The organism is Mycobacterium innocens (assembly GCF_900566055.1).
Classification (GTDB): Bacteria; Actinomycetota; Actinomycetes; order Mycobacteriales; family Mycobacteriaceae; genus Mycobacterium; species Mycobacterium innocens.
The window spans coordinates 1-13,370 of sequence record NZ_UPHQ01000033.1; the positions used below are offsets into that span (position 1 = coordinate 1).

Below are 13,370 nucleotides of genomic sequence, written 5' to 3' on the forward strand. Positions count from 1 at the left end.
TCACCCGCACCTGGCGTTCGCCGAGGCGCCCGTCACGCTGGGCGGCCGCGGTGGCGCTCAATTGCGGAGCCAGCGGCTGCCCCGTCAGGGCGCGGCGCTGCCCCAATTCGGCAGCCTCGGCTACCCGCCGGCTGGCCTCGGCACGCGTGATCCGCAACCGGTTAGCCAGCGCCGCGGGCAGCTTGCCACCCAGCTCCTCCTCGCTGGACTGCTCGGCGATCTGATTGATCAGGGCATGTTCGATGCTGGGCAGCTGGCGCCGAACTGTTTCGCAACGCTCCAGCAGGGCCATGCGTTCAGGGGTGGTCAAGGCGTCAAAGGACAGGTCCTGCAGCTGTGACACAGCTACCTGCAGCGCGTCGAACGACGCCACCACCGACTCCCGATCCGAACACATGTTCGAATGCTATCCCGGCCCACCGACATTGATTCTTTTCAACCGGGGTCAAATCCCGCACCGGCAGCCATCCAGCAGATCAAAGACCTCCTCGTCACCGCCGCGGCCGACCTGCGCGAACGCTACCGCCGCCACCCCACCACAGTGAGAATGGTGCAGGCCCAGGCCCTGCCGGCCCATCGCCCACGAGGATCCGACCACGATGTTGGTACTCGTCGCTTGCAAGGCGCTCGCGCAGCCCTGCGCGCCGCCTACGGTGTCGGACCCCCGGTGTGGGGAGATGGAAATCGCGCGCTGGTGCGGTTGGGTAGGCGGCTAACGGCGCCGAGTGTGTGCTGGCGGCGCCGAGTATGCCGTCAGGGCGGCCGATCGCGGCGGTTCGCGCCCTACATACACAGTCAAAGCCGTCACTGCACACTCGATGCGGCGGCATGACAGCCGATTGGTGAGCACGTGCGACCTCCCCGAACGCCTGCCATCACAAGAGGTTTGAGCGACGGTGCGGTATCGGCGTGCCGGAAACAGAGCCAAGGTGTGCGTGGTCAGCCTAAACCACCCGCCACCGGTTCTCCCGCGACGACAGTCAAACCTAAACTGCTGTTGCTCAAGTTACCGACATGACCCGAGCCGCTATGACTGATGGCGGCCGGGAGAGGGCGTCGGCAAACCGACTGCAGCCGCAGCGGCGAGCAGGCGTTCGTCATAGGCAACGAATGCAACGAGCCATGAACTGAAAACCGCGTGTGCGGTTGCAGGGTGGATCGCATCGAGGGAGTGAAGTGCCGCGTCGGGATACCCGGCCGCCGCCGCCCGTACCACCTCGTCGACCCCGTATCGTGCTACGCGGGCCAACAATCCAGGAACATTTGTGAGCAATCCGGATTCGACGCACCGCAGGGCGCGAGGCAGCTCCACTTCCGTCAGCGTCGGCGACACCCATGCCGCGGGCGCCTGGGTGTCAAGCCACTCCGCCAGAGCATCGCTTTCCGGTTCCCGCCGGATCAGTTTGATCAGGGCCGACGTGTCGAGGTAGAGCATCAGTAACGCTCGTTGTCGCGCAACTCGCGCAGCACCTGGCCGGCCTCGTGCTCAGTCTTGATGGGTCCGGTCAAACGTGGCGCCGGTCCGGTGATGGTGGCGGGGTGAAGCTTTCCGGAGCTGATCATCTCGGCTAGGGGATTCTCCTGGGCCGGAACCAAATGAGCTATCACGGTTCCGCGTTCGGTGATGTCGACGTGCTCACCGCGTTTGACCCGGGCGAGTACCCCGGCGGTGTTCTGGTTCCATTCGCGCACCGGCACTTCGGACGATGGTACTAGGAATTCGTAGTACACACGTCGGCACTAAGATGAGACGGCTGTCTGACCACCATCAGTCGAAATCACCGACGCTGCAACCGCATTCGCAACCCGGACGCCCGCACCGCGCGTCGCTCGACCGCGGCCCGCACCGACGCCTCGGAACCGACCACCCGCACCTTCCCCTTGGCCCGGGTGACCGCGGTGTAGAAGAGCTCACGCGTCAGCAATCGCGAATCCTGTTCCGGCAGCAGAACTGTCACCACATCGGCCTGGCTGCCCTGGCTCTTGTGGATGGTCATGGCGTGCATGGTTTCGACGTCGGACAACCGGCCCGTGGCGAAGTCGAGCGTCCCGGCCGCACCGGCCAGGACGGCGCGCAGACCGTCCGGGCCGACGACGGCCACACCGGTGTCGCCGTTGTACACCCGTAACCCGTAGTCGTTCGCCGTCACCAGCAGCGGACGCCCGGCATACCACTGCGACCAGGGCGGCTGGCCCGTTTCTTCGCCCAGCCAGGCCTCCACCTGTCGGTTCCAGTGCCCGACCCCGAAGGGCCCGCGCCGGTGCGCGCACAGCATCCGGTGCTCGTCGAGTGTGCCCAACGCGGCGTCCACGGCTCCCAGCAGCGCCGCCTCGCGCAGCCGCAACGCGTGCGGCACCAACACCGCGCGCAACCGTGGCGTCGGGTCCTCGTCGTCGATGAACTCGATGTGCTCGTCGCCCGATCGCAGCAGCGCAAGCACCCGGTCCGCATCGCCGCCGCGAATCGCATCAGCCAGGGTCCCAATCGATTTGCCGAACCTATGCGAAGTGTGCAGCGCGGCCACCCGCACGTCGTCTCGCGCCGCGAGCCCGTCCACCAGATCCGCCAGCACCGCACCGGCTTCCACCGACGCCAGCTGATCGGCATCGCCCACCAGAATCAGCCGCGCGCCCGGACGAATCGCTTCCAGTAGCCGCGCCATCAGCGTCAGCGACACCATCGACGTCTCGTCGACCACGATCACGTCGTGCGGCAACCGATTGCCGCGATCGTGCCGAAACCGCGACGACGTGTCGGGCCTGCTACCGAGCAGACGATGCAGCGTAACCGCCTGCAACCGGCCGAGTCTCATGCGATCGGCCGCATCGAGACGGGTCACCTCGTGTCGCACCGCCTCGGCCAGCCGCGCCGCCGCCTTGCCGGTCGGCGCTGCCAGCGCGATGCGGGGCCGCGACCGGCCGGCCAGTTCGGCCTGTTCGGCCAGCGCCGCCAGCAGGCGCGCCACCGTGGTGGTCTTGCCGGTCCCCGGCCCGCCGGTGAGTACCGTCACGCCCTGCGACACAGCGATTTCCGCCGCGCTGCGCTGCTCTTCGAAGCCCGACGGGAAGAGCCGCTCGAAGGCGGGCACTTCGGCGGCGGGCCCGGACGGTCGGGGAACCAGCATGGCCACCAAGTCGTGACACACCTGCTGTTCCTCGCGCCAGTACCGGTCGAGGTACAGCAGCCGGTCGTCGTAGAGATGCAGCACCGGCGGATCCGCGAGCAGCGCGCTGGCCCGCACCGCGGCCAGCCACTGCTCGAGGTCCGGCCACGGTAGGCCGTCAGCGGCCCGGGTGACCGTCGACAAATCCACGCACACCGACCCGCCGCGCAGCGCCCGCACCGCCAGCGCCGCGGCCAGCGCCACCCGGTCATCCGGCTCCCTGCCCAGCGTGCAAAGGCGCTGTGCCACGTGGACGTCCGCGAGATCGAGCACCCCGGCGTCGTTGAAGCTGTGCAGCAGGCCCGCCGCGGTAACGGCGGTCTCGACGTCGACAACGCTCACGCGACACGTCTCCCGTCATCCAGAAGATCCGACAGCGCCACCACCAAGTCGGCCGGCGCGCGCCACCCGAACACACCGGCCGGATGCCCGTCCCGGATCGGCGTTCCGGCACCACACATTCCCCGCACGAACAAGTACAGCACCCCGCCCAGATGCCGCCGCGGATCGTATCCGGACTGCCGCCACCGCAGAAACCTATGCAGCACAACCACGTACAGCAGCGCCTGCAAGGGGTAGTCGGAATGCAGCATGGCATCGGTCAAGCGGGCGAAATCGTAGTCGGCGGCGGTGTCGCCCAAGTGGTTGGTCTTGTAGTCCACCACCAGGTATCGCTGGTCCGGCAATCGCAACACCACATCTATCGACCCGGACAGATACCCCCGCAACGACTGACCGCCCAAACCAGGCGACGTCAACCGATCGGCGTAGGACCAGAACGGGTCACTGCGGGGCAGGTGTACCCGCAGCAACTCACCCACATCCGACAGTGACACCCGAGACACCCGCGGCGCGCGAGAGCGCAGATCACCACCCGCCAACGGTATCTCGAAGTCCAGCTCCCGCAGCCGATCCCGTACCCCGATCTGGCGCAACGTCAAGCCGCCGGCCAGCGGGCCCAGCGGCGAATCGTGCATCGGCACCAGCGCCGTCGCCAGCTCGGCGGCATCGGTGTCGACCGGCCACCACGGCGCGTGCCGCCGCACCTGCTCCTCGAGTTCGCCAGCCAAGTCGGCGGCCTGCGGGTCGGCCGTTTCCAGCACCGCATGCACCAGCGACCCGAACGCCGCACCGGACGGCATGGCGGCCAGCGGCGTGTCGAGGTCGGCACCCGCACCCGGTTCGCTGACGACCACCGCGTCCACCTCGTCGTCGCGCACGTCGACCTCGGGTTCGCTGGTCACGCCGGACGTCGCAATCGCATCTGCGGCGCGCACGAGCGCCGAATACGACGTGCGCCGCCAGCTGGTGTCGATCTGGCGGTGGAAATGCCGGACCGCGAAACCGTCAGCCGGCGAGCTGGTTTCGGTGGCGGCGGGGGGAACGATCGTCGATTCCTCGACCGACGGTCCGCCGGCTTCCTGCCAGCGCGTGAACACCGCCCACGCGTCGTCGTCGCAGATCCGCGGTGTGCACCTATCCGGCACCAGCGGGTCACCGGTGCCACGACCGCGCAGTAGCCGCGACAGCCCGCCGTTGACTTCGTCGATGGTCGGCGCCCACCAGGCCACCACCTGAGACTGGGCCCGGGTGAGCGCGACATAGGTGAGCCGGATGTTGTCGCGGGCCGCCTCGGCACGGTTCAACTCCTCAACCGGTCGGCTGTGGTCGCCGCCGAGATAAAGGCAGCGGGTATCGGTGTCGTCGTGATAGAGCAGGATGTCGTCACGCCGGACGTTCCGGTTGAACATGAACGGCACGTACACGATCGGAAACTGCAGACCCTTGGCCACGAACACCGTCATGATCTGCACCGCTGCGGCGTCGCTGTCCAGTCGCCGGTTCTGCTCGGCGGCGCGGGTGGTGTCGTCGCATTGCCTGCGCAGCCAATCACGAAGGGCCGGAAGGCCATAGCGCTGCCGATGAGCCGTCTCGTGCAACAGCTGGGCGAGATGCGCCAGGTCGGTCATGTGTCGCTCGCCGCCGCGTTGGCCCAACACCCGGCGCCCCATACCGGCCAGCTGTGCGGCCTCGAACACCGCCGCCACGCCCCGCAGCCGGGCCTGGTCCGTCCACTCACGCAGCGTCGCGGCCACCCGGTCGGTCAGCTCATCACCTTCAGCGGCAAGCGTTTCCGCGGTCTCACCGAAAAACATGGTGCAGGCGGCGGCGCGGACCAGCCCGCTGCGCTGCGGCGCGTCGAAGGCCTCCAACAGGCACAGCCAGTCTTTGGCCGCCCGCGACGCGAACACATCGGTGTCGCCGGTGTAGACCGCCGGGATACCCGCCCTTGCCAAGGCGTCCCGGCAGGCCCGGGCGTCTCGGTGATGTTCGACGATCACCGCGATGTCCCCGGCCGCGACCGGCCGTCCGGCGAACCTGGCGCCGCTGGACAGCAGGGACGCGATGTCCCCGGCCAGGTCGGCGGGAATATGCTCGCGCAACAGGCCGATTGGCACATTGGCGGTACCGTCGTAGCCGACCGACCGCCGCTTGACGACGCGCAGCCGAAATGGCGCGCCGCGCGGCGCCCCCGCCAGACGATGGCCGTCGTGGTGCGCCTCGATGTCGTGCACCACGATCTCCGGATGACCCAGTGCGGCGCCCCGCAGCACCGTCTGCAGGCTCTCGACGAGCACCGCGTCACTGCGCCAGTTGACTCCCAAGGTGTAGCGGGCATCGGCGGTGCGGGCCGCCTTGAGGTAGGTGTAGATGTCGCCGCCGCGAAAGCCGTAAATGGCCTGCTTCGGGTCGCCGATCAGGATCAGCGTCGACACGCCTCGAAAGGCACGTTCCAGCACCTGCCACTGGATCGGATCGGTGTCCTGGAATTCGTCCACCAACACGATTCGCCACCGCCGCCGCATCCGGTCGCGAGCCGGCGAGTCCACTGCCGCAAGGGCTTTCGACAGCCGCAGCAGCAGGTCGTCGTAGCCGACAATTCGTAGCCGGCGCTTACGCCGTTCGAGCTCGTCGAGCACCCGCTCGGCGAAGTCCAACCGGACGCCGGCCACGCTGTCCGGGTCGGGATCCAGCGGGCGCCGCTGCGCGTACGGGTCGGCGACGACGCAGCGGGCCAGGTCGAGCGCCTGCGCATACGTCAGCGTCGGATCGGTGTCGCTGTTGGCGAAGCGCGCCAGGTAGCAGTCGTCGACGATCTCGGCCACCAGGTCGTCGAGGCTCTCCTGCAAGGTGCAGCCGGAATCGCTGTCACCCGCCACGCCAAGGGATCTCAGGACCGAGCCGCAGAACTCGTGCGTGGTGGCGATGGTGGCGGCATCGAAGTTGGCCAGCGCGTCACGCAGCCGAGCCAGCCGTACGGCGCGCTCGGCCTCGCTACACAGCAGGTGCCTGACCAGATCAGTGTCGGGCGGCATCCGGCCGTCCAGAGCGGCCACCGCCGCCACGATCTGGTCGCGGACGCGTTCGCGAAGCTCGCGGCTGGCCGCGCGGTTGAACGTGATCAGCAGCATCTCGTCGAGGGTGACGTCGGTCTCGGCGAGGTAGCGGGTCACCAGACCGGCCAGCGCGAATGTCTTGCCGGTGCCCGCGCTGGCCTCCAGCACAATGGTGGCGCCGTGCTCGGGCAGCGGCCCCAGCAGGTCGAAGCGGTCCATCAGCCGGTCCTCTCGGCGTTGAGCAGCGGCAGCCACAACCGGGCCGCCAGCGCACCCAGGCGGGTGCCCTCGCCGGCCATCTCCTCGCCCGGGCGGGGCGCGCCCAGCAGCACACCGAAGGCGGGCTTGTCGCCCCAGACCCGTAGGTGCGCAGGCTCACGGTCGTCTCCGTCGCGAAATCTGTTGGACGCCCACCTTTCTCGCGCGGCCGCTGCGGGCTCGTCGCCGTCCCGGCGGGCCTGCGCCCACGCGTACGACGTCTTCAATGGCAGCGGCAACGGCTCACGCCGGCCCGCGTCGTAGAGCGACACCAGATCACGCAGGACGGCCACCGGGTCCGGCGGGGGCGCGAATTCCCTTCTGGCGGTGCGGTTCCTGCTGGTTCCGCGGCCGATGCACAGCGCCGCCCAATCGCGGCCCGGAACTTGAGCGGCCAATGCGACCAGCCCGATCCATGACGTCAGCACATGCTTCGGCGCTAGCTTCGAGTACGTCACCGACACCAGATGCTCGCCGTAGACGGGCGTGACGGTCCCGCTGAGCCGGCGGCCGGTACCGAGATCGATGTCAATGTCGTAGGCGTCGCCGTCGGCCGCCATGTGTGGCAGCGCGGCCCGGGCCAGCTGGCACGCACAGTCGAGGATTTCCTTCGTCTTGCGCACGCCAATCCGCCCGGGCGGCAGGGTTCCGCGGCGCCATTCGGCGTTGGCGGCCGCATCCGGATGCATGCCGCGCAGGATGTCGTGCAGTATCCGGTCGCCGACCGTCCACGCCTGCAGGGCGTCGATCTCGACGGGCATTTCGTCCTCGACGGTGTCGACGTCCCAGGGCAGGGTGACGTCGAGTGCCCGGAAGAATCCTTTGACCGGGTTCTTGAAGAAGTCCAGCAGGTCGGCCAGCGTCACGTCGCCAGCGGGCGGCTCAGGCAGCCTGTCGCCAATGAAAGCCGCAGGCGCACGGCGCGTTCCGGTGGCCGCTTCGGCGGCCGCGAGCGCAGCAGGGTCAAAGGTGAAGGGTGTGGCGGGCACCAGTGCCCCGGGTGTGACGTTCTTGCGGTCGAAGGGCTGCAACGGATGTCTGGTGAGGATCTGCGGGCGAACCGGCGCTACCGTCGTGCGATCCAGCGCGTCGAGCAGCTCGGCCAGCGGCACGGCCGGCGGACGCGGCTGCCCGGTGTGCTCGTCGGCGCCGGTGTAGGTGATCACCAATGTCTCGGTGGCCGAACCGATCGCGTCAAGCAGCAACTGCCGATCCTCGGAGCGGACGTCACGCTCACCGGTCATCGGTGCCCGCGCCAGCATGTCGTCACCGTCGGGCGCGCTGTGCCGCGGGAAGATGCCGTCGTCGAGCCCGACCAGGCACACCACCCGATGCGGCACCGATCGCATCGGCACCATGGTGCACACGGTCAGGGTGCCGGTGCGAAAGTTGGCCCGGGTGGGACGTCCGGCCAGCGATGTGTCCAGTAACGCCGACACGTCGGGCAGCCGCAGCAGGGTGGACGCGCGGGCGCCGGCTTGCGCGCGCAGGTCGGCGAATTCCCGCTGCAGCTGCGCCTGCTGCCAATCCTCATCGCAGCGGGTGAGCAAGCCGACCCCGTCCGTCAACGCATCCAGCCAGTCGGTCAACGGCATTGCGCCACTGAGTCGTTCGACCACCTGATGCAACCGCGCGACGTACTCGGCCAGGCGTCCCGCCAAGTCCACCCGGTTGCTGCCGACATCGTCGAGGGGCAGCGCGGTGTCCAGCCACGCCCGCGAGTCGTCCGACATGGCCACGCCGGTCAGGATGCGGTCGATGCCGAACCGCCAGGTGTTGTGCAGGAAACGCTCCAGCCCGTACGGCCGGCGATGGTGCCGGTCGAATCCCCACCGGATGTTGGATTGGCGCACCCAGTCGGTGATCACGTCGAGATCGTCGTCGCTGAAACCGAAGCGGGCGCGCACCGGGGCGGCCTGCGCGAGGTTGAGCACCTGGCTGGCGGTGGCCCGAGCGCCCGCAATGCCGAGCAGTTCGGCGGTGACGCCGAGCAGCGGATTGGTCTGGGTGAGCGCGCGGTCGGCGAGCCTGACCCGAAGCCGGTGCGCCGGATGCCCGGTACCGGCGACCTCACCCAGCCCGAAGCCGGCCACGATCAGCGGCGCGTAGGTCTCGATATCGGGACACATCACCACCACGTCGCGCGGTTCCAGGGTCGGGTCGTCCTCCAGCAGGCCCAGCAGCACCTCGCGCAGCACGTCGACCTGCCTGGCCGGCCCGTGACAGGCGTGGACCTGGACCGAGCGGTCGCCGAGGGCCAGCCGCCGCCCGTCCGGGCGCGTCGCGTTGGCGGCGATGTCGGTTTGCAGCCAGCCCAGCAACGTGTCGGGTTTGGTTGCCCCGCCGAGGAATTCATCGGTCGCCGGAGCGGCCGGCAGCGCCCGTTGCAGCTCCCGCAGGTCGCGCCCGAGGGTTTGCAGCAGCGGATGCCGGGCAGCGTGCCCGCTGGTGTCCTGACGTCGCGGCACCGCGCCGTGGACACCGGCGAGCGCTCGCCACAGATCGTCACTGGGGTGGGGCAGCCACAGGTGCAGATCGTGATGAGTGGCCAGCGCGCCGAGCAGTTGCACGTCGGTGCCCGCCAGCCGGGTGTGCCCGAAAAGCGACAGCCGCGCCGGCAGGTCGGCCGGGCCCGCGGTCAGCCGGGCCACGGTCCGTTCGTGCCGGATGTGCGGCGGATCGGCCGGGACGGCGGCTACCAATGCCCGCCACAATTCGGGTTGCCACGCCAGGTCGGCGTCCACGTCGTCGAGGTGCCCGTCCAGCCAGCCGGCCAGCAACGCAGGACGCTGCCGCGCGTAGGAGGCGAACAGCCCGGCCAGGCGGCGCGCCACCGAATAGCGGCGACCGCGGCGCAACTCGGCCTCGACGGCGTCGGTGTCGAAGTGGCCCAAATGCGTTGCCAGTGAGCGGCACCACGGTTCGTCGAGGACGGTGTCGATCACCTCCAGCAGCGGCCACGTCATGGCCTCCGGCGACCACGGGTCGGTGTTGGCGGTCCCGGCGATCTCGGCGATCAGCGATTGCGGGCTGCGGAATGCGACGCCGGCGCACACTCCGTCGCCGCGGGCGCCGCGGCTGCCCAACACCTGGGACAGGTGCTGGCTCAACCAGCGTTCCATGCCGCGGGCCGCGACCAGCACCAGCTCCGATGCGAACGGGTCGGGCAGCGGGTCGGCCAGCAGGGCACCGAGTCCGTCGGCAAGGAGGTCGGTGCGCTCGGCACGGTGGAGATGAAGTGCCATCGCGGGCCACCATAGCGGCCGGCGGCATGCAGCTGGGCGACTCCCGACGAATCAAGCTGTCCGGCCGCTGGCACCAGGGACACTGTGACCGGCGGCGGCCGTGCATGCTGGGCTGATGAACAGAAACCAGATCACCGAAAAGATCGTGCTGGCCCGCCTGGCGAAGGGGCTCACCTGGCAGCAGCTGGCCGACGCCATCGGCAGGCCGGTGGTGTGGACGACCGCGGCGCTCCTCGGACAGCACCCCATTCCGGTCGAACTCGGCAACGTCCTGGTGGAGATGCTGGGTCTCGACAGGTCGGTGGTGCCGGTGCTGGCCGCCCCGCCGATGCGCGGCGGCCTGCCCACCGCGGTGCCCACCGACCCCACCATCTACCGCTTCTACGAAGCGCTGCAGGTCTACGGCGGCGCCATCAAGGAGCTGATCCACGAGAAGTTCGGCGACGGCATCATGAGTGCCATCAACTTCAGCATCGACGTGCAGCGGCAGACACATTCATCGGGAGACCGGGTGGTGGTGACCCTCGACGGGAAATTCCTTCCCTACCAATGGGTTTCGGCGCAGAGCTGATGCCGCTGGCGGATCAGCTGGTGAGCACCTGTGGCGAGAGTTCTTTGAGCATCGCGTTGGCCCAGCGCATCTGGCGCAGTGTCTGCGGATGGCAGCGGGACGTCAGGTCCAGCAGTTCGAGATCCTCCGCCGCCTGCGCGGCCTGGCCCAGCAGCTCCCAGTCCAGGGATGCGCCCGCGGCCATCCGGTGTATTCGCCGCAGATCGGCCAGCAGCAACAGGGCAGGTTGCGGGCGGTGCCGCAGCATGCCGCTCATCCGAGTCTGCGCAAAGCCGGTCAACGCGCCGGTATGCGGGTCGGCGGACAGCCGCAGCCTGTAGTGGCGGCCATGTTTGGCCAGCTCTTCGAGGTGATGCTGCGACCAGCCGGCCTGGTCGTGCGCCAGGTGATAGATGTCCTGGTCGCTGCGGTGGCGTGCAGCCATCACGTTGAGTCGGTGGGCGAGTTTGCGCTCGGAGCGATGCAATTCGCGAATGGCGAGTTTGAGCTTCACGACGCACCTCCACTGACCAGGGCTTCGGCCGCGCGGGCTGCCGCTCCGCCCACCGTATCGGGCACCGCGCCGTCGCGGATGCCGCTGATCCGGGCGGCGCAGCGGAGGCTGCCGCGCGGGGTGCTCACCTCGACGGTATCGCCTTCCGCGATGCCGAGACGGCCCGCGTCGCGCTGCGAGATTTCCACCCACACCTCGGGCGCGGCGTCTTGAAGTTGCGGTGCCCGAGCCGTTTTGGTGCGGGTGTGGAAATGGTAAAGGGTGCGGCCGGTGATCAACGCGAACGGGAACTCGGCGGTGGTCGGCTGGTGCGGCGGAATATATTCGGCCGCTTTGATAATGGCTTTGCCGTAGGCGTTCATCGCGCGGTATTCGGTGGGCTCCAGCGCCGGTGATCAGATCCTTGCCGTAAGCCTCGCAGTAGTCGGGATGCGCCGAGAATCCGGCGTCGATGTACAGCCGCTAGGTACCGTCGGGATGCTCAGCGTTACAGGGTCATTGGATGCCGCTGTCGCCGCGTAGCTTGTCGTAGCTCAGACCGGTGTAGTCGCAGGGCCGCCCGGCGCTGCACTTCTTCCACGCCTCGAACGCCGATTCCGCATCGGTCCACCACACCAGCGGTTGGCCGTCCCTATCGCGAAAATCCATGCGCCGCGCATAATCGAGAAAGATGTCCAGGTCGCTGCGCGCGAAACCTGGCGGCTCGACGGCCGTTTCGGATAGGTGCACGGTGCGGTCGGCGTTGGTGAATGTTCCCGTTTTCTCACCCCACGCGGCGGCCGGCAACACTACGTCGGCCAACTCGGCCGTCTCCGTCATGAAGATGTCTTCGACGACGAGGAACAGTCGCTTCTGGGTCAAGATGTCCCGGATCCGCGACAGTTCGGGCAGCGATACCGCCGGATTGGTGGCGGTAACTCACAGCATCCGAAGCGTACCTTCTTCGGCATAGCGGAACATCTGTATCGCGTGCGTGGGCGGCGCATAGTGCGGGATCTGTCGTGGCTCAAGGTTCCACACCCGGGCCAAGTCGGCAATGTGGTCGTCGTTGGGCCAGTTGCGGAAGCCGGGCAGATCCCCGTCGGCGCCGCACTCGCGAGTGTTTTCTGCCGTCGGTTGCCCGTTCATCTGCAAGATGCCGCAGCCCGGTTTACCGAGCATGCCGAGCACCAGGTGAATGTTGTTGACCTGGACGGCTGCCGCGGTGGCTTGATGGGACTGGTAGAAGCCCTGCAGCACGGTGGACAGCAATCGCTCGGCGGTGCCGAGAAGCCTTGCCGCGCAGCGGATGTCGTCGGCGTCGACGCCGCAGATCGCGGCAGCGCGCGGTGGGGGGAACTCCGCCACCCGGTTGCGCAGCTCGTCGAAACCGACGGTGTGCGCGTCGATGTAGTCGCGGTCGACCAGTCATGCGCGATGATCTCGTGCAGCAACCCGTTCATCAGCGCCACATTCGTGCCCGGCAGCGGCGCCAGGTGAACCGTGGCCTGCCGGGCCACCGGGGTGAGACGGGGATCGACGCACACGTTGGCGGGGGGCGTGTCGCCGGCCAGCCGGTCGAGCATCCGCGCCCACAGCACGGTCTGCGTCTCGGCCAGATTGTGCCCGAACAGCGCGATCACGTCGGCATGGTCGACATCGGTATACGACCCGGGCTGCCCGTCGCAGCCGAATATCTCCTTCAGCGCCTCGGCAGCCGTCGCCGTGCAGAGCCGGGTGTTGCCGTCGACGTGGTTGGTGCCGATAGCGCCGTGCGCGACGATGGCCTGGATGTAGTACTCCTCGAGGAACAGCTGCCCGGAGGTATAAAACCCGATCGCGCTGGGCCCCTGCTTGTCCAGCAGCTCCCGGCTGTGCTGCACGATCGCGTCCATGGCCGTGTCCCAGTCACACGGCCGCAACTGGCCGTCGCGGCGGATCAGCGGTGTGGTGAGGCGGTCCGGCGACGCATTGGCCTGCCAGCCGAACAGGTCTTTGGGGTCGAGGCGCCCGTGATTCACCCGGTCGACGGCGCGCCCGCGGACGCCGACGATGCGCCCATCTTTGACGGCGATGTCCAGACCGTCACCGTTTAAGGGCAGCACCGCAGCCGACTGCACCCACTGATCCACCGATTCCGGGTTCAGGCCGTCAGCGAGGTATTGGTCGATGCGCTGCGGCCAGTCTTGGCCTGCTCCGTAGGGCGTCCTGGTTCCCCAGGGCTGGGCGATCCGGTCCGGCGTAACCATGGGCGGATTACCC

At 68.5% G+C, this 13,370-nt stretch carries 9 protein-coding genes and 1 pseudogene; 1 reads left to right on the forward strand and 9 read right to left on the reverse strand.

Annotation, left to right across the window (positions count from 1 at the left end):
• The 7 genes from EET03_RS03660 to recC all read right to left on the reverse strand — a co-directional run.
• Nucleotides 1-397 (reverse strand): DUF222 domain-containing protein (locus tag EET03_RS03660; RefSeq protein WP_122508725.1); only part of this gene is annotated, 397 nt, incomplete at its 3' end.
• A 48-nt stretch (nt 398-445) separates the two neighbouring features.
• Nucleotides 446-622, reverse strand: coding sequence for a hypothetical protein (locus EET03_RS30025; RefSeq protein WP_167470577.1), 177 nt, complete (start codon nt 620-622; stop codon nt 446-448).
• Nucleotides 623-1,027: 405 nt separating this feature from the next.
• Entirely contained in the window at nt 1,028-1,435 is a 408-nt protein-coding gene (locus EET03_RS03670; protein WP_075542311.1) for a type II toxin-antitoxin system VapC family toxin, read from the reverse strand.
• Nucleotides 1,435-1,698: a type II toxin-antitoxin system Phd/YefM family antitoxin gene (locus EET03_RS03675; protein ID WP_244232227.1), complete on the reverse strand. Its 264-nt coding sequence runs from the start codon at nt 1,696-1,698 to the stop codon at nt 1,435-1,437. Before EET03_RS03675 ends, EET03_RS03670 begins: the two co-directional genes overlap by 1 nt.
• Before the next feature lie 80 nt (nt 1,699-1,778).
• Nucleotides 1,779-3,506 carry an exodeoxyribonuclease V subunit alpha gene (gene recD / locus EET03_RS03680; protein ID WP_075542312.1) on the reverse strand — a complete coding sequence of 576 codons (1,728 nt, stop codon included), beginning with the start codon at nt 3,504-3,506 and terminating at the stop codon, nt 1,779-1,781.
• Nucleotides 3,503-6,781, reverse strand: a complete 3,279-nt coding sequence (gene recB / locus EET03_RS03685) for an exodeoxyribonuclease V subunit beta (RefSeq protein ID WP_099193960.1) — start codon at nt 6,779-6,781, stop codon at nt 3,503-3,505. The genes recD and recB overlap by 4 nt, the downstream gene beginning before the upstream one ends.
• Nucleotides 6,781-10,065 (reverse strand): exodeoxyribonuclease V subunit gamma, encoded by a 3,285-nt coding sequence (gene recC, locus EET03_RS03690; RefSeq protein WP_075542314.1) that lies wholly within the window; start codon nt 10,063-10,065, stop codon nt 6,781-6,783. The genes recB and recC overlap by 1 nt, the downstream gene beginning before the upstream one ends.
• A gap of 115 nt (nt 10,066-10,180) precedes the next feature.
• Between recC and cynS the strand changes: the two genes are divergently transcribed.
• Entirely contained in the window at nt 10,181-10,636 is a 456-nt protein-coding gene (gene cynS, locus EET03_RS03695; protein ID WP_075542315.1) for a cyanase, read from the forward strand.
• Between the two features lie 13 nt (nt 10,637-10,649).
• Here the strand turns inward: cynS and EET03_RS03700 are convergent, their stop codons facing one another.
• Complete coding sequence (locus EET03_RS03700) at nt 10,650-11,129, reverse strand: hypothetical protein (RefSeq protein WP_075542316.1); 480 nt, start codon at nt 11,127-11,129, stop codon at nt 10,650-10,652.
• A gap of 17 nt (nt 11,130-11,146) precedes the next feature.
• Nucleotides 11,147-13,357 (reverse strand): annotated as a pseudogene (locus tag EET03_RS03705) (molybdopterin oxidoreductase family protein); the annotation flags it as partial.
• Nucleotides 13,358-13,370: the final 13 nt, after the last annotated feature.

Bases quoted from the DNA above. Each gene is read 5' to 3' on its own strand.
- EET03_RS03670 (WP_075542311.1), bottom strand. From the start codon at position 1,435: ATGCTCTACCTCGACACGTCGGCCCTGATCAAACTGATCCGGCGGGAA.
- recB (WP_099193960.1), bottom strand. From the start codon at position 6,781: ATGGACCGCTTCGACCTGCTGGGGCCGCTGCCCGAGCACGGCGCCACC.
- recC (WP_075542314.1), bottom strand. From the start codon at position 10,065: ATGGCACTTCATCTCCACCGTGCCGAGCGCACCGACCTCCTTGCCGAC.
- cynS (WP_075542315.1), top strand. From the start codon at position 10,181: ATGAACAGAAACCAGATCACCGAAAAGATCGTGCTGGCCCGCCTGGCG.